This is a genomic window from Paraperibacillus esterisolvens, from assembly GCF_046237625.1.
Taxonomy (GTDB): Bacteria; Bacillota; Bacilli; order Bacillales; family DSM-1321; genus Paraperibacillus; species Paraperibacillus esterisolvens.
On record NZ_CP143545.1, the window covers coordinates 844,841 to 860,641 of the forward strand.

The window sequence follows — 15,801 nt, forward strand, 5'->3', positions numbered from 1 at the left end:
GAAGTATCCTGAAAAATATAGTCAAAATATTATAGGAGGACTTTATTATTTAAAAATGGTTAAGGCATATAATTTATTTAAGGCCTTTTAAAATGTAAAATCCATTACGGATAGTCCCGCTATGTTCTCCAGAAGGATGTTTGAATTGCTCGGGAGCGGAACCAATTTAGTAAGCAGATTCTTTTGAAAAGCATGTATAGAATGGGAAGGTGAGACCTTGATTTCCGTTGTTGCTTGTACCTATCGGAAGGATTTTTTAGATAATATCATCTTCAATTTCCGTAAACAGACGATTAAGGAAAAGGAACTTATTCTAGTCCTTAATTCTTCGAGTTTCACTTTGGATCAAGATATTTTAACAGGAATTAAGGCGAAGATTCTGCAATTTTCCGATGAAACTACTTTAGGAGAGTGTTTAAATAAAGGAGTGGAAGCTGCAAGTTACGATGTTATTGCAAAAATGGATGACGATGATTATTATGGACCTGGTTATTTGCAGGAGTCATATGACGCTTTGAAGAAAACAGGTGCAGATATGGTTGGTAAAAGCAGTTTTTATATTTTTTTTAAAAAGTTGTATGAATTACGGCTTTATAATCCTGCTTATGCAAACTGTTGGATCACGGAACATGATCATGGGCAGAAGATTCATTTTTTATGCGGAGCATCTCTAGTTTTTAATAAGGAGATTTTTAAAAGAATCTCCTTTCCTTCGGTTAATCTGGGTGAAGATACTTTTTTCCAAAAGTTATGTGCTGAACATCATTTAAAGGTATATTCTCTTTCAAACGAGTCTTATGTCTATATTCGCTACGATACTTCTCAGCACCATACATCTGATGTAAGAGATTCGATTTTAAGAAGGCGAAGTAAGTTTGTGGCAAATACTTATTCCATCGCAGATTTCATGGAAAAAAGGGAAAGGAAGTGATTTTGATTTCACTTCCTTTCTTTATATGTTTAACAATTATGATTTAAATCTACAGAAAACCTCGCAATATCCTTGCATCGAATGACAGTAATCCTTTTTGGAATACAAGGAGAAATACTGCCTGGTTCCACAATTGTGACACAACATTCTTTTACTTTTAGAAGTACACCGGTAATGTCATCACAACAGGACTTAGCATCACAACAGGATTTAGTTGTAATGGTTATCTCTTTATGCTTGAATTCATCTAGCAGTTTGCATAGACAGTCGTTTTCGCAATCCTCTTTTTTGTGATGGTGTTCTGAACATGAGCAATCAAATTTGTGTTTTCCGCAGCAGCACGGGCAATGATTGTGATCGAAACAAGAGCTTTTGTGTTCGTTGTGGTTGTGGTTGAAACAACAGCTTTCGTGTTCGTTGTGGTTGTGGTTGAAACAACAGCTTTCGTGTTCGTTGTGGTTGTGGTTGAAACAAGAGCTTTCATGTTCGTCGTGGTTGTGGTCGAAACAAGAGCTTTCGTGTTCGTTGTGTCTGCAGCTAGAACATTTGTGTTTTACATTTCCAGTACATTTATCCCGTTTTTTACTGAATTTATTTTTTTTGATAAGTTTCTTAATAGGTTTGGGACCTGGTCTTTTAGGACCATATTTCGAGTGGCGTTTTTCATTACTCCCTCCCATCCAATTTCCTCCTTTATCATGATATAATTTAATATATTCTGCCTTAACAGTATTGGACAGGGCGTTCACCATTAATTAACAATTAATGTTTATATAAAACCATAATTATCACTCCTGGTGTTATTATTCCGGTTTTCTCAGACTTAAGAAATGGGGAGATTAAAGAAAAATTCTTTCAACTTCCAATGGGGTAAGGGCATTGATTGAGATAACGTAAAAGAAAGCGTCATAGGCAAGACGGCCGGTATGTATTTCCAAACTGTTCATTTACTTTGAATCATACACGACGCCAATTGGCCCTGTGGATTGGACCAATGGTGCCATTTCTTCAAAAAACTACATTTCATGCTGTAATTCTGTCATCGCATTCAGTTCTAATTAAGTAATTTGGAAACTATAATGGTATACACAAATCTAAAGTTAGAGGTGTATCAATATGGAGAGCAAAAAGGATGTCTTGGATAGGGGTCCATTCTTTCATGGTACGAAAGCTCAATTACAGATTGGAGATTTACTGGAACCGAACTATTTATCAAATTACCAGGATAAAATATCTAACCATATTTACTTTACCGGTACATTAGAGGCTGCTAAATGGGGTGCAGAGTTAGCGGCATCTAATTCAAAGGAAAGAATTTATATTGTAGAACCTTTGGGAGAGTTTGAAAATGACCCGAACGTAACGGACAAAAAGTTTCCCGGGAACCCAACACGTTCATACAGATCCAAATCACCATTGAAGATCATAGCAGAGGTAGGCTCATGGGAAAGACACACAGATGAACAAATCAGCCATATGGTTAATTCTATAAAAAAGCTGCGTGAAGATGGAAAATTTATAATTTATGATTAATCCATGCCGAGTCTTTATGGTGCAGTTTCTTCAAATATCTATAAAGGGAATAAATTGCTAAGAATCTGCATATACTATAAGGGAACAAATTCATCAATAGGGGTTGATTATTTCACGAAATGGCGTTATAATTATTTTTGTCAGATGATATAACAATCTTCGACAATATATGCGGGTGTAGTTTAATGGTAAAACCTCAGCCTTCCAAGCTGATGTCGTGAGTTCGATTCTCATCACCCGCTCCATACATAGGTCACAACGCAGTGTTTTGTATTTAACATACGAAGCATTGCGTTTTTTAATTTATGGACTAGCAGAAAGAAGCCGAAACAACCTCTCTCAGGCTGTTACAACCTCAACTTCTGCTTGCCCGCCATGGACCTGTGTGAACATAGAACTGATGGACCCGGCTAGCTCTAAGCCTTCTTCTTTAGACATGGAAGGCTTTAAATAAACGATTTGAAGGGCATTGACGGTGTTTTCGGTCACCTTTGTCCGCTCTGAATCCACATATGGCGTACCGAACGGCCCCTTCTCGTCTTTGGAAAGGATCATGCCAGAAAGCATATTCATACGGCCATTAAGCCCTTGATAGGCATCGTCCGGGCCGCCCGCTGCTATGGTGACATTGCCGGAGATAAGATCCCGATCGTAGATGCCAAGAGGAATTTCATATTTCAATGAAAAGAAGTTATTAATATCGATGGCTGAGTGAGTAGGCTGCAGGAATTGCTGTTTCTTGACTCTCCGAAACAGTGCTTCTGCTGAGGGACGGTATCTGGATGGATCAGTGCCAGCCTTTTTAAAGACAGCTCTCCACTCTTTAATGCCTTCATATTCAGTGAGTTCCTTTTCCTGCAGATCCAGGAACAAACTTTCCTGGAACAGCTGGATGCGTCCCTGAATCATTTTGGGGGAGGGGCCGACCGTGATATTATGATAGTGAATGCAGGCTGCCTTAATGCATGGGATTTTTTCGGAAAGGTTTTTGCTGATTTGTATATTCACTGTCATTCCTCCAAGTTTTTTTATAAATAGTGTACCATAATCATTTTTTTGGCAGAAGGGAGGTTTTCCACTATGGACTATAGGCTGTTAAAACAAGATATCATTGAATACAGCAAAACAATCGGGATAGACAAAATCGGTTTTACCACAGCAAGTACTTTTGACGATATGAAGAATAAGCTGATTCGTCAGCAGGAGCTTGGCTATCAATCAGGCTTTGAAGAACCGGATATCGAAAAGCGTACCAATCCCGGCATTATTTTTGATGAACCCCGCTCCATCATCTCTATCGCCCTTGCGTATCCTTCAAAATTGAAGAATGCCAAGCAAAGCAAGAGAGGAGAGAGGCGCGGCATCTTCTGCAGGGCATCCTGGGGCGAGGATTATCATGCTGTGCTCCGTGACCGGCTCAGCAGGCTGGAAGCTTATATATATGAGAGAGTCCCAGAGGCCCGCTGTCAGTCAATGGTCGATACCGGAGAACTTGTCGATCGGGCAGTGGCACAGCGTGCAGGAATCGGGTGGAGCGGAAAGAACTGTTCGATTATCACTCCCGAGTTCGGTTCCTATGTGTACTTAGGTGAAATGATCACCAATCTTCCTTTTGAGGCCGATCAGCCTATGGAAGACCGGTGCGGAAGCTGCAATAAGTGTATTGATGTCTGCCCGACCGGGGCGCTTGTTGGCGGCGGCCAGCTGGATGCACAGCGCTGCATTGCCTTCTTGACCCAGACAAAAGGATTTCTGCCTGACGAGTTCCGGACCAAGATTGGGAACAGGATTTATGGCTGTGATACCTGCCAGACGGTCTGTCCGGAAAACAAAGGCAAGGATTTTCATTTCCATCCTGAGCTGGAGGCAGATCCCGAAGTTGCCAAGCCGCTTCTGACTCCTATGCTCCAGATGAGCAACCGGGAGTTTAAAGAAAAGTTCGGCCGTATATCCGGTTCATGGAGAGGAAAGAAACCGCTGCAGCGGAATGCAATCATTGCCCTGGCACATTATAAGGAAGAAACCGCAGTTCCTGAGCTGATACAGGTCATGGAAAATGATCCGCGCCCTGTAATTAGAGGGACGGCTGCCTGGGCACTCGGCAAAATTGGCGGAGAGGATTCCAGGGATGCGCTGGAACGGGCGAAAAGAACAGATAAAGACCCAGAGGTCCTTGCCGAGATTGATAAAGGCATGGAGCTCTTGACAAGGCCGTAACCGGGAAACCCCGGTTATTTTTTTGAGTTAATATCCCAAGCCCACTCACATACATTTAAGCAAGGATGCACCGAAGGGCGGGAATAAGCATGAAAGAACAGTTAGAGCAGCTGCTGCAGGAAAGAGTTGACGTCTATATCTCCGGTTCAGCGGAACGCGCTGTGTGTACAAAGGCAAGCCGCAAACTGGAATCACTCAGGGAGCGTTCGGCAGAAATTGTAAATGTGAAGGCAGGCGGCATGGTAAAATCCGTCCGTCAGGAACAGCGGAATATAACAATCGATTATGATGTTCACTATAAGTACCTCATTAAGCAAAAGGAGCTGCTGTATCTGGAGGAAGAGATTGAACACAGACAGGCAGTCTTTGAAGGGGAGCGGATGGTTGTGGATGATATACAGCCTGTATTGTTCAGCAGCGAGGAAGCCCAGGGGCTTGAGGTTGAGGATGTGCGGGCGGTATATACATATAATCGGCTCAAAGCTGTACAATATGCAGAACGATGGTGGAATGAGTTTAATCCAGGTTATAAAAAATTTCAGGATGATTGTACAAACTTTATTTCCCAATGCTTAAGAGCTGGCGGAGCACCGGTATGGGGCCAGCCCCAGCGCCAGCGCGGCTGGTGGTATACAGGAAAGACCTGGAGCTACAGCTGGGCGGTGGCTCATTCTCTTAAATTATATCTCGGCAGGTCAAAGGGTTTGAAGACGAGGGTGGTGTCAAAGCCAGAGGACCTGACATACGGGGATATCATCTGCTATGATTTTGAAGGGGACGGACGCTATAATCATAATACAATCGTGACCGGCAGGGATGCATATGGCATGCCGCTCGTGAACGCCCATACTACCAACAGCCGCATGAGGTACTGGAAATATGAAGACTCAACCGCCTATACACCCCGTATAAAATATGCGTTCTTTAAGATCGTGACCGATTCATAATGATTTATGCTGACTGAAAAAAAGTTTATAATAACACTTAGATATTAATGAGGAGTGACCTTTTTGGCCATACATATTGTTTTATACCAGCCGCAGATACCGTCAAATACCGGAAATATTGCAAGGACCTGTGCCGCAACAGGCACCGTGCTTCATTTGATACACCCGCTTGGCTTTTCTACCGACGATAAGATGCTGAAGCGTGCGGGCCTTGACTACTGGGAGCATGTGGAAATTCATTATCATGACTCGCTCGAAGACTTCCTTGAAACTCATGCACGGGGGAATCTTTTCTTTATCACGAAATTCGGTGAAAAGACTTTTACTTCCTTTGATTACAGCCAGCCGGAGGAAGAATATTATTTTGTTTTTGGACGGGAAACGACAGGCCTGCCAAAAGATTTGATCGAGGAAAATATGGAGAGGTGCCTTCGTATCCCGATGACGGATAAGGTAAGATCGCTGAACCTTTCGAACACTGCTGCTATCCTGGTATATGAAGCGCTGCGGCAGCAGGGGTTCGCGCATCTTACTTGATGAGAGTTAAGCTTACCATGACCTTACGGAGATGGCATACAGAAGAGGAGAGATTGAATGAATCAGGTAATCGAGACCATTTTAAATCATAGATCACAGAGGGCATTTGAGGACAAGCCGCTCCAGCCGGAACAGATCCGGGCAATTATTGAGAGTGCTCAGGCTGCATCCACATCCAGCTATATCCAGGCCTACTCCATCATAGGAGTTACCGACCCGGAGAAAAAAAGGGCACTTGCAGAACTGGCGGGAAACCAGCCTTATGTTGAAAAGAATGGCCATCTGCTTATATTCTGTGCAGACTTGTACCGTCATACGCTGATTGGCCGGATGGAAAACAAAGACCTGGAGGAATCCCTCCTCAGCACTGAAAAGTTCATGGTTGCCTGCATAGACGCAGCCCTGGCCGCCCAGAATGCGGCCATTGCCGCTGAGTCCATGGGACTGGGAATCTGCTATATCGGCGGAATCCGGAATAATCTTCCCGAAGTGAGCAAACTGCTTAAAACACCGGAGCGGGTCATCCCATTATTCGGCATGGTAATCGGGCATCCCCTGCATGTAAATGATAAAAAACCGCGGCTCCCGCTTCAGCACGTTTATATGGAAGAGGAGTATCAGCAGGATGAAAAGGCATACCAATCCGGGCTGGAGGAATACAACGCCCTGATCACTGAATATTATCAGGACCGTACCGGGGGACAGCGGTCGGATACGTGGACCGGGCAGATGGCAGCCATGCTCGGTACCGGCCGGAGGATGTATATGAAGGATTTTGTGGAGCAAAAGGGATTGAATAAAAAGTAGAAAAAGCCTTTTGCAGATTAGGCTTATCAAAAAGGTGTTCGGGATGCTTCATCCGAACACCTTTTTGCGTACTCTTTTTTGCCAATAGCCGGCCCTAAAGGCAGTGACATTCAGTACTGCTTGGCGCAGCCCTTTCTAACTAATCTCTTAGAATAGGCAAGGTGTCAGATTCATTCTAAGCTAAACAGTATACAGAAAGCCTGTTGATTGGAGTGGAAGGCGCGAAGACTCCTGCGGGATATGCTGGACAGGTGAGACCCCGCAGGAGCATCGCGACGAGGAGGCTCACCGCCAGCCCCGCGGAAAGCGAAGCGCCTGGAACGGAAATCAACAGCCTCATTTCACATTCCAGTCAAATGAAAAGACTGCAGGCAAAATCGACTTACATCGAAGCTGCCTGCAGTCTGACGGCTGCCAAAAGCAGCTTTTTTTCATGGACTTACTTTGTGCCTGGCTTGTCATCATAGCCGGCTGTAAAGATGGCAAAAAGGAAAGTCACGGTTACACCAAGGATTAATATGAAGTTCATTGGGAAGTCCTCCTTTGTATGGCCAAAAACCGGGACTTACAAAATACCCCAGTATTGGATGCGCATTCACTATGCCTATTATAACCTAATATATTATGGCTGTGAATGAAAAACTGGCGCCTTTCATTTTGGGCTCATGTAATTGGGCATCTGTGCATAAAGTGTATTAATCGTCTCTGAAAGAGGACAGAGGAGGAGCCATAATGGATATATTAAAAAAAATTGAAAGATACCGAGAAGATGAACAGAAATTAAAATGGGAAGGCACCTTCGCCGATTACCTGGAACTGCTTAAAGAAAAGCCATGGGTTGCACAGTCCGCACATTCGCGCGTATATAACATGATCAAGGATGCTGGAATTGAAGAAGTAGAAGGACAGAGGAAATATAATTTTTTCAGCGGTCAGCTGTTTGGCCTCGAAGAGGCATTGGAAAGGCTGGTAGAAGAATATTTCCACCCGGCCGCCAAAAGGCTTGACGTCAGGAAAAGGATCCTGCTTTTGATGGGGCCGGTGAGCGGCGGGAAGTCAACACTTGTTGCCATGCTGAAGCGTGGTCTAGAAAACTATTCCCATACAGACACTGGATCAATTTTTGCCATCAAAGGCTGCCCGATGCATGAGGATCCGCTGCACCTAATTCCGCAGTATCTCCGCAATGATTTTTATGATGAATATGGCATCCGGATCGAAGGAAACCTGTCACCGCTCAATATGATGAAGCTCGAACAGGAATATCATGGCCGGATTGAGGATGTGCTGGTTGAACGTATATTCCTGTCGGAAGATAAACGGGTGGGAATTGGGACATTCAGCCCTTCAGACCCGAAATCCCAGGATATCGCTGATCTGACGGGAAGCATTGACTTTTCCACAATCGCCGAGTTCGGCTCCGAATCCGATCCGCGGGCCTATCGTTTTGATGGGGAGCTAAATAAAGCGAACCGGGGTATGATGGAGTTCCAGGAGATGCTGAAGTGCGATGAGAAGTTTCTTTGGCATTTGCTTTCACTGACTCAGGAAGGCAATTTCAAGGCTGGCCGGTTTGCCCTGATCAGCGCAGATGAGCTGATTGTCGCTCATACGAACGAGACAGAATACAGGACCTTCATATCCAATAAAAAGAATGAGGCCCTTCATTCCCGTATCATCGTGATGCCTGTCCCTTATAATCTGAAGGTGTCTGAGGAAGAGAAGATTTATGAAAAGATGATTAATGAGAGCGATGTAAACAATGTGCATGTGGCTCCGCATACCTTGAGGGTTGCAGCCATGTTCTCCATTCTCACCAGACTGAAAGATCCAAAGAAGGGTGATATTGACCTTGTTAAAAAGATGAGGCTGTATGACGGCGAGAATGTGGAAGGATTCAATTCAGCCGATCTTGAGGAACTGAAAAAGGAATATCAGGATGAAGGGATGAGCGGCATCGATCCCCGTTATGTTATAAACCGGATTTCATCAACGATCATCCGCAAGGAAGTGCCGTCGATCAATGCGCTCGATGTGCTTAGATCCTTGAAGGAAGGACTGGATCAGCATCCATCCATCACGACTGAGCTGCGGGAACGATACATGAATTATATATCAGTTGCCCGGAAGGAATATGATACGATTGCCAAAAAAGAAGTGCAAAAAGCATTCGTCTATTCTTATGAGGAAAGTGCCAAGACGCTGATGGATAATTATCTTGATAATGTGGAGGCTTACTGCAATAAGCAGAAACTAAGGGACCCTCTGACAGGGGAGGAAATCAACCCGGATGAAAAACTGATGCGCTCAATAGAGGAGCAGATCGGGATTTCGGAGAATGCCAAGAAGTCCTTCCGTGAAGAGATATTGATCAGGATTTCTGCTTATGCAAGGAAAGGGAAACGGTTTGATTATAACTCCCATGACAGGCTCCGCGAGGCAATCCAGAAGAAGCTGTTTGCCGATCTGAAGGATGTTGTCAAAATCACCACATCCTCCAAGACACCGGATGAAATGCAGCTGAAGAAGGTCAATGAAGTGGTGGCCCGGCTTGTGGATGAACATGGCTATAATACCACTTCCGCCAATGAACTGCTGCGCTATGTAGGCAGCCTGCTAAACCGGTAACAGTAGGAGCACCTGCAGATTAGCAGGTGTTTCTTTCTATCTTTTATATTTTTAAGGAACCGTTTTGCGGACCGCACAGCCGGGTATTTATTCATCAAAGGAGTGAGGACATTGGGGAAAGACCAAAAGCCTGATCATATTCCTGAAAACAGCTCCATGGCCAGAAATATGGACGAAATGAAGATTCTGGGCAGCCAGATGGACAACATGCGTACCAACGAAGAGCTCGGCAGGCGGGGGCGGCACCCGGACCCCGTACAGCACGAAGAAGAACTGAAGCAGCCATGACCATACTGAGGAAGCAGCAGCTGCTGCTTCTTTTTATTCCCCGGGTGCCTGGCCCCATTTCCCGGATGCGGTTTCCAGTACCCGCTTGGTCCCGGAGTACAGGCCGGATTATTTCCCGGTGGACAGTCCCCCTTTTCCCAGGGAGACTCGCCTTAATTGTCGAAAAAGTTTGTAAATTTTTATGTTGAGCTGCATAGGATAGAGTAATCCAGTCCATTTGTTTTTGGGGGAGTTTAGTGCCTTTTGGGAGCCTGTTACAGGGCTTATTTTTTACCTTATAAGAAGAGCCTGCATGGAAGCAGGGGGAAATGAAATAGTTAGGAGGGGTAAGATAATATGATAGATGACCCTAATCGCCAGTTTGTGATTTCTAAAGAAGATTGGTCCCTCCACCGCAAAGGATATGATGATCAGCAGCGGCATCAGGAAAGAGTGCAGGATGCAATCCGCAATAATCTGCCCGATTTAATTTCGGAGGAAAGCATCGTTATGTCTAATGGTAAAGATGTAGTCAAAATTCCAATCCGTTCACTAGATGAATATAAGATCCGCTATAATTATGACAAAAATAAGCATGTCGGCCAGGGCGACGGAGACAGCCAGATTGGAGACGTTGTCGCAAGGGACGGTTCACAGCAGCAAAAAGGTCCGGGGAAGGGCCAGGGACCAGGGGATCAGTCAGGTGAGGATTATTATGAGGCTGAGGTTTCCCTTATGGAGATTGAGGAAGCCCTATTCAAGGAGCTCGAGCTTCCTAACCTGCAGCGCAAGGAAACTGCTGAGCATACGATTGAACATATAGAATTCAATGATATAAGAAAAACGGGGCTCATGGGCAATATCGATAAAAAGAAAACCATGATTTCGGCCTTTAAGCGGAATGCGATGCGCGGCAAGCCGGGCTTCCATCCGATCACAAAGGATGATTTGAAGTTCAAGACATGGAATGAAGTGGTGAAGCCTGATTCGAAGGCCGTGGTTCTCGCCATGATGGACACGTCAGGCTCGATGGGACTTTGGGAAAAGTATATGGCCAGAAGCTTCTTTTTCTGGATGACCCGTTTCCTCAGGACCAAGTATGAAACGGTGGAAATTGAATTTATTGCCCATCATACAGAAGCAAAGGTCGTTTCAGAGGAGGATTTCTTCTCGAAGGGAGAAAGCGGAGGTACGATATGCTCTTCAGCATACCGGAAATCACTGGAGCTGATCGAGACCAAGTACAGTCCATCCAAATATAATATATATCCGTTCCATTTTTCCGATGGTGATAACCTGACCTCTGACAACGCCCGCTGCGTTAAGCTGGTTAACGAGCTGATGAAGGTTTCGAATATGTTCGGCTATGGTGAAGTGAATCAATATAACCGCCACTCGACGCTCATGAGCGCTTATAAAAACATCAATAATGAAAAATTCCGCTATTATATCCTAAAACAAAAAGCCGATGTCTTCCACTCGATGAAGAGTTTTTTCTCCAAAGAAGAAAACAAAAAATATGCATGATTAACAGGCCGGGGACACCCGGCCTGTTTTGATGGAGACAAAAAAATCAATATCCCCTGACACCTGAATTGCGCGATACGTACCGGCTGCCTGTAATCCAAAACCTCCAGGGGTAGTGGACGGCCTCACCTGAATTAGCAATGCCAACCCGCTTTCCTGTTGAGACGGCCTCAGGGGGCATACCTCCTGCTATGTACAGGGGAGGCCGGGTGAAGTGTCCTCCATAGTCTTCCATCGTTATACCAAGCGCTTTAGTCAGCTTGCCAGGACCGTTGGTGAGGTTTACCGGGTCCTGCATCCCTCTGCGTTCCTTCATCAGGTCTATACCCGACAAAGGCTCAACGGCACGGATCAGGACTGCTTCCGGATTGCCGGCGGCGCCGCTCACCACATTGACGAGGCAGTGTGTGTGCATCACATAAGTATAAATGGAGCCGGATTCCCCGAACATGATCTCTGTCCTTTTGGTGCGCCGGTTTTGATAGCTGTGTGCAGCCCTGTCCATCGGCCCCATATAAGCCTCCGTCTCAACAATAATCCCAGAGGCGGTGCCTGCTGGTGTCTCTTTCACAAGCATGCAGCCAAGCAATGCTTTGGCAAGCTCCAGGGTTGGGAGCTGAAAAAAATCCGCGCTTAACGGCTCTTGTATTCCTTCCAAATCATCCACATCATCACCCCGGTTTTCCGCTGTCTACAATAAAATTCTTTCTATCATGATTCCACTAATCCTAATAAATGAAACAGTGCTTCCTCTGCATTTTATTTTCATAATCCTTCCCGCTTTGAGGAAGGCTAGTTTTATCGATAAAACGGATATGGGGAGTCATGGCTGTCTCTATGATTCGCTTTTGCACTGGAGGTGCCCGCATGGCAGCAAGATCAAAACAAGAAGTAGAACAGATAAAAAAATGGCTCAGGGAAAAAATGACCGACTGCATTGACCTTGAAGACAGGGAACTCAGCTTAAAGGATAAAGGGGCAACCCTTATATACCTTAAAAGTGTAACCGATTCAAACGTCATCTACAGATTTTTGATCACGCCTTTTTTTGAGACAGACTCCATTCAGGACTTTGAGGATTTTGTTACATCCTTTCCTGCAGCTACGGAGCCAAAGGATCAAGAAGACATGCTTAATCAGATATTAAAGGGCTATGTGGCCATTTTCACGAACGACCGGATTTATATTGTTCAGATGAAGAAGGTGGCAGGAAGCACGGTTTCTGAAGCGACTGCTGAGGTGAATGTGCAGGGATCGACTGATGCTTTCACTGAAAACCTTGAAGTAAACCTCAATCTGATCAGGCATCGATATCAGTCAGCCAACTTAAAGGTTGAAATGAAGACCCTCGGTTCTATTTCACAGACGTCGGTCGGCATTGTGTATGATACCACGAAGGTTGACAAGGAAGTGCTAGATGAGGTGAAGAAAAGGCTTTCGGAGGTTGATGTCGAAATGCTGATCTCGGCTGGGGAATTGGAGCAGGAGATTTCCGGCAGGAAGTTTGATATATTCCCGACCACCCTGGTGACCGAGAGGCCGGACAGGATGGTGAAGGGGCTGTCTGTGGGTAAGATCGGCATTGTTATAGACAAGACGAAATTTTCCCTGATTGCTCCTTCCATTTTCCATGATTTTTTTGCGGCGATGGATGACCGCATACAGCTGCCGCTGGTTGGCTGGTTTCTGAAGGCACTCCGCTATGCCGGCCTGCTTGCAACTTTGACGCTGCCTGCCTTTTATGTGGCCTTTGCCTCCTACAATCCTGAAATCCTCCGGTTACAAATTACTTTGATGATTGCCGGGACGAGGGCAAATGTCCCTTATCCAGCAATCATTGAGGTCCTATTGATGCTGATCATGGTGGAATTTCTGATTGAAGCGAGTATCCGTCTGCCAAAAACGATAGGACCGACTGCAACGACAGTCGGGGGCTTGATACTGGGGACAGCTGCAACTGAAGCGGGGCTTGTCGGCAGTGTCATGATTATCCTTGTATCAGCAGTGGCGATAACTAATTTTGTAATTCCGATCAATATGATGAATTTTACAGTCCGGGTTTTAAGATATGGGTTTTTGGCGCTTGCTTCCATCTTTGGCCTAGTAGGGATCGTTCTGGGTTTTTTAGCGGTCGTGGTGTATTTATCGCAGATGCGGAGCTTCAACAGACCATATTTCAATGTGCTGGCTGATGATAACAGCAGAAAGGGCAAGACATATGGTTAATAATCGTTATATTTACTATTTAATTGTCGTCAATGCTTTTGTGAATTCCATCAACTTTGTGCCGAGGATGCTGATTGATAGTGACGGAAGTCTGATTGCCATTTTTGTTTCTGCCATCATTGGGGCTCTATTGATTTTTCTGTTCACTAAGGCAATCAGCAAATTTCCAGGAAAGGACTTTTCTGAAATTCTGGAGCCTGTTCTGCCAAAATTTATCAGGGGAGGAATGATTATTTTCTTCTCCCTGCATTGGTATGTATTTGGGGCGATCACACTGGCTTCCCTGGTGGATATAACGCACCGATATATAACTCCCGATGTAAATCCGTATGTTCTGACAGCCGGTTTTTTACTGCTGGTCCTCTTTGCCTGCCAGGTAGAGTCCTATTCCATCCTGAGCGTGATTGAAACCGTTATTGTTATTAATATCCCGCTGGTCATATATTTTTTATTTAAAGTACTGTTTAACGATTATTTCAGCTGGGACACGGTCAGGGAGGTGATCACCGATTCACTTGATATTCCCCCGTATCAGTCAGTAGCTGCCGGAACCTTTATTTTCAGCGGGTATATCAATTTAGTTGTCTTTAACAGACTCTTTGAAAGTGTAAAAATCAAACGTTTATGGCTTGTTGTAACAGGGCTGCTGTTCCTGATGCTGCTGTCATTTCTCGTTCCTATTGCCTATAACGGCATTGACGGGGTTAAGCACCATATCTACCCATGGATGACCACCGTCGACTCAATCCAGATTAAATATTTCATAGTGGAGCGCATGATGTTCATTTTTTACCTGTTTTATATAACCGTTTCCCTTGCCGCAATTATTCTCTTCTGGCATGTGGGGCTGAGGATGATGCAGGGAGTGTTATTCAAAAAAGAATCCAGGGAGTTTAAGTGGAAAAACTTGGTTCTTCTTGGCGGTTTTACCATAGGAACCTTTTTTTTAATTCATATGGATCAATTCTCTTTCCTGAGCATTGGGAATTGGTTTATCAGGGTCCGGTTTTTCTCTGAAGTTCTCCTGCTTATGTTATTATTCTTTGCTGTCTGGAGGGTGAAGAAAGCATGAAGAGATTATTGATAGGTGTATGTATTCTTTCCCTGCTCAGCGGCTGCAACATCCGGGATGTAGAGAAACGGGCCTTTGTTGTCACCCTGGGTGTAGATAAGGTGGACGAACCGAATAAAGTGGAAGTGAGCTTTAAGATTGCCCTCCCAACCGGAGATCCGAAAGCGGGTCTGGGTGAATTTACGGTTTTGTCAGAGAAGGCGGGGAGCCTGGCTGAAGCGGTGAGGCTGGCGAAGTCCAAGATGGATAAAGAACTGGATTTCGGCCATACCAAGGTTATCATCCTTGGGAAAGGCCTGCTGACTGAGGATGTGAAGCCCATTCTTTTTTGGGCCCAGAGACGCCGTGACATCCAGATGATTTCTTACATAGCCGTCGGCGATCCAAGTGCCAAAAAGGTGCTCGCCGTGAAGCCCAAGTCCGAACGTGTGCCGGCAGGATATCTCATCAATATGCTCGGAAGGGAAGGAAGTGAGTCTCCTTTTTTGGTCCGGGAATTTTTATTTGATATGCAGAGGAAAATAAGTGAATATGGCTGGGATCCAGTGCTTCCTGTCGTTAAGGCGGCCGGAAGTGATTCTCTGATCATCGACAGGGCCGTTCTCCTGAATGACGAAAAAGTAAGGGTCAGGCTTACTCCTGATGAGACCAGGCTCTATAATCTGCTGGTAAATGAAGATCTTACTTCGAGTTTTACGGCAACTACTAATGGGAAGACCAAATACAGTATCCATGCAGAAACGACCAAGGCCAAGTATAAAATTCATGGAGGAAGCCAGCCAAGGATCAAATTCAATATAAAGATCAATGGTGTGCTTGAGGAAGACCGGCAGGAAGGCTATTTTACTGAAAAAAAGCAGAAGGAGGCAAGCTCTATCATTGAAAAAGATTTTAATGCCAGAGTCCTGGAACTTCTGGAGAAAATCAGAAAATATAAGGTAGATCCAATCGGTTTTGGATTCCGGTACCAGGCTGAGCATTGGAAGAGGGATGAACAGGAAGAGTGGGCCAGGATTTATGATAAGGCAAAGTTTGAGGTCCATACCGAGGTGGAAATCAAATCAACAGGTATTCTGCGATAACCGAGAGAAAGAGTCCGGCTAAAAGCC

At 44.9% G+C, this 15,801-nt stretch carries 15 protein-coding genes and 1 tRNA gene; 14 read left to right on the top strand and 2 right to left on the bottom strand.

Annotated elements, in window-relative coordinates; all coding sequences use genetic code 11:
- The first annotated feature begins 217 nt into the window (after nucleotides 1–217).
- The 4 genes from V1501_RS04365 (at nucleotide 218) to V1501_RS04380 (ending at nucleotide 2,709) form a co-directional block, all read left to right on the top strand.
- The gene (locus V1501_RS04365; RefSeq protein ID WP_409291612.1) at nucleotides 218–931 is read left to right on the top strand and encodes a glycosyltransferase family 2 protein; all 714 of its coding nucleotides are present in this window, start codon (nucleotides 218–220) and stop codon (nucleotides 929–931) included.
- A 353-nt stretch (nucleotides 932–1,284) separates the two neighbouring features.
- Nucleotides 1,285–1,638: a hypothetical protein gene (locus tag V1501_RS04370; RefSeq protein ID WP_409291613.1), complete on the top strand. Its 354-nt coding sequence runs from the start codon at nucleotides 1,285–1,287 to the stop codon at nucleotides 1,636–1,638.
- A gap of 409 nt (nucleotides 1,639–2,047) precedes the next feature.
- Nucleotides 2,048–2,464, top strand: a complete 417-nt coding sequence (gene arr, locus V1501_RS04375) for an NAD(+)--rifampin ADP-ribosyltransferase (protein WP_409291614.1) — start codon at nucleotides 2,048–2,050, stop codon at nucleotides 2,462–2,464.
- A 171-nt stretch (nucleotides 2,465–2,635) separates the two neighbouring features.
- A tRNA-Gly gene (locus tag V1501_RS04380) sits at nucleotides 2,636–2,709 on the top strand.
- Between the two features lie 94 nt (nucleotides 2,710–2,803).
- Here the strand turns inward: V1501_RS04380 and V1501_RS04385 are convergent.
- Nucleotides 2,804–3,472 carry a B3/4 domain-containing protein gene (locus V1501_RS04385; protein WP_409291615.1) on the bottom strand — a complete coding sequence of 223 codons (669 nt, stop codon included), beginning with the start codon at nucleotides 3,470–3,472 and terminating at the stop codon, nucleotides 2,804–2,806.
- A gap of 72 nt (nucleotides 3,473–3,544) precedes the next feature.
- Between V1501_RS04385 and queG the strand changes: the two genes are divergently transcribed.
- From queG to yhbH, 7 genes are all read left to right on the top strand, one after another.
- Nucleotides 3,545–4,681, top strand: a complete 1,137-nt coding sequence (queG, locus tag V1501_RS04390) for a tRNA epoxyqueuosine(34) reductase QueG (protein WP_409291616.1) — start codon at nucleotides 3,545–3,547, stop codon at nucleotides 4,679–4,681.
- 89 nt (nucleotides 4,682–4,770) lie between these two features.
- Nucleotides 4,771–5,628 (top strand): amidase domain-containing protein, encoded by an 858-nt coding sequence (locus V1501_RS04395; RefSeq protein WP_409291617.1) that lies wholly within the window; start codon nucleotides 4,771–4,773, stop codon nucleotides 5,626–5,628.
- A gap of 63 nt (nucleotides 5,629–5,691) precedes the next feature.
- Nucleotides 5,692–6,165: a tRNA (uridine(34)/cytosine(34)/5-carboxymethylaminomethyluridine(34)-2'-O)-methyltransferase TrmL gene (gene trmL / locus V1501_RS04400; RefSeq protein WP_409291618.1), complete on the top strand. Its 474-nt coding sequence runs from the start codon at nucleotides 5,692–5,694 to the stop codon at nucleotides 6,163–6,165.
- Nucleotides 6,166–6,222: 57 nt separating this feature from the next.
- Nucleotides 6,223–6,972, top strand: coding sequence for an oxygen-insensitive NADPH nitroreductase (nfsA, locus tag V1501_RS04405; protein ID WP_409291619.1), 750 nt, complete (start codon nucleotides 6,223–6,225; stop codon nucleotides 6,970–6,972).
- 732 nt (nucleotides 6,973–7,704) lie between these two features.
- Complete coding sequence (locus tag V1501_RS04410; protein WP_409291620.1) at nucleotides 7,705–9,600, top strand: PrkA family serine protein kinase; 1,896 nt, start codon at nucleotides 7,705–7,707, stop codon at nucleotides 9,598–9,600.
- 111 nt (nucleotides 9,601–9,711) lie between these two features.
- Complete coding sequence (locus tag V1501_RS04415) at nucleotides 9,712–9,888, top strand: hypothetical protein (RefSeq protein WP_409291621.1); 177 nt, start codon at nucleotides 9,712–9,714, stop codon at nucleotides 9,886–9,888.
- Nucleotides 9,889–10,224: 336 nt separating this feature from the next.
- Nucleotides 10,225–11,394, top strand: coding sequence for a sporulation protein YhbH (gene yhbH / locus V1501_RS04420; protein ID WP_409291622.1), 1,170 nt, complete (start codon nucleotides 10,225–10,227; stop codon nucleotides 11,392–11,394).
- A gap of 46 nt (nucleotides 11,395–11,440) precedes the next feature.
- On the opposite strand, the gene V1501_RS04425 is transcribed toward yhbH, so the two are convergent.
- Entirely contained in the window at nucleotides 11,441–12,061 is a 621-nt protein-coding gene (locus V1501_RS04425; protein WP_409291623.1) for a DNA-3-methyladenine glycosylase, read from the bottom strand.
- A gap of 200 nt (nucleotides 12,062–12,261) precedes the next feature.
- Between V1501_RS04425 and V1501_RS04430 the strand changes: the two genes are divergently transcribed.
- The 3 genes from V1501_RS04430 to V1501_RS04440 are packed head-to-tail and all read left to right on the top strand — an operon-like array spanning nucleotide 12,262 to nucleotide 15,774.
- A complete protein-coding gene (locus V1501_RS04430) occupies nucleotides 12,262–13,620 on the top strand; it encodes a spore germination protein (RefSeq protein WP_409291624.1) in 1,359 nt (452 codons plus the stop codon).
- Nucleotides 13,613–14,692 carry a GerAB/ArcD/ProY family transporter gene (locus tag V1501_RS04435; protein ID WP_409291625.1) on the top strand — a complete coding sequence of 360 codons (1,080 nt, stop codon included), beginning with the start codon at nucleotides 13,613–13,615 and terminating at the stop codon, nucleotides 14,690–14,692. The genes V1501_RS04430 and V1501_RS04435 overlap by 8 nt, the downstream gene beginning before the upstream one ends.
- Nucleotides 14,689–15,774 carry a Ger(x)C family spore germination protein gene (locus V1501_RS04440; protein WP_409291626.1) on the top strand — a complete coding sequence of 362 codons (1,086 nt, stop codon included), beginning with the start codon at nucleotides 14,689–14,691 and terminating at the stop codon, nucleotides 15,772–15,774. The genes V1501_RS04435 and V1501_RS04440 overlap by 4 nt, the downstream gene beginning before the upstream one ends.
- The last annotated feature ends 27 nt before the right edge of the window (nucleotides 15,775–15,801 follow it).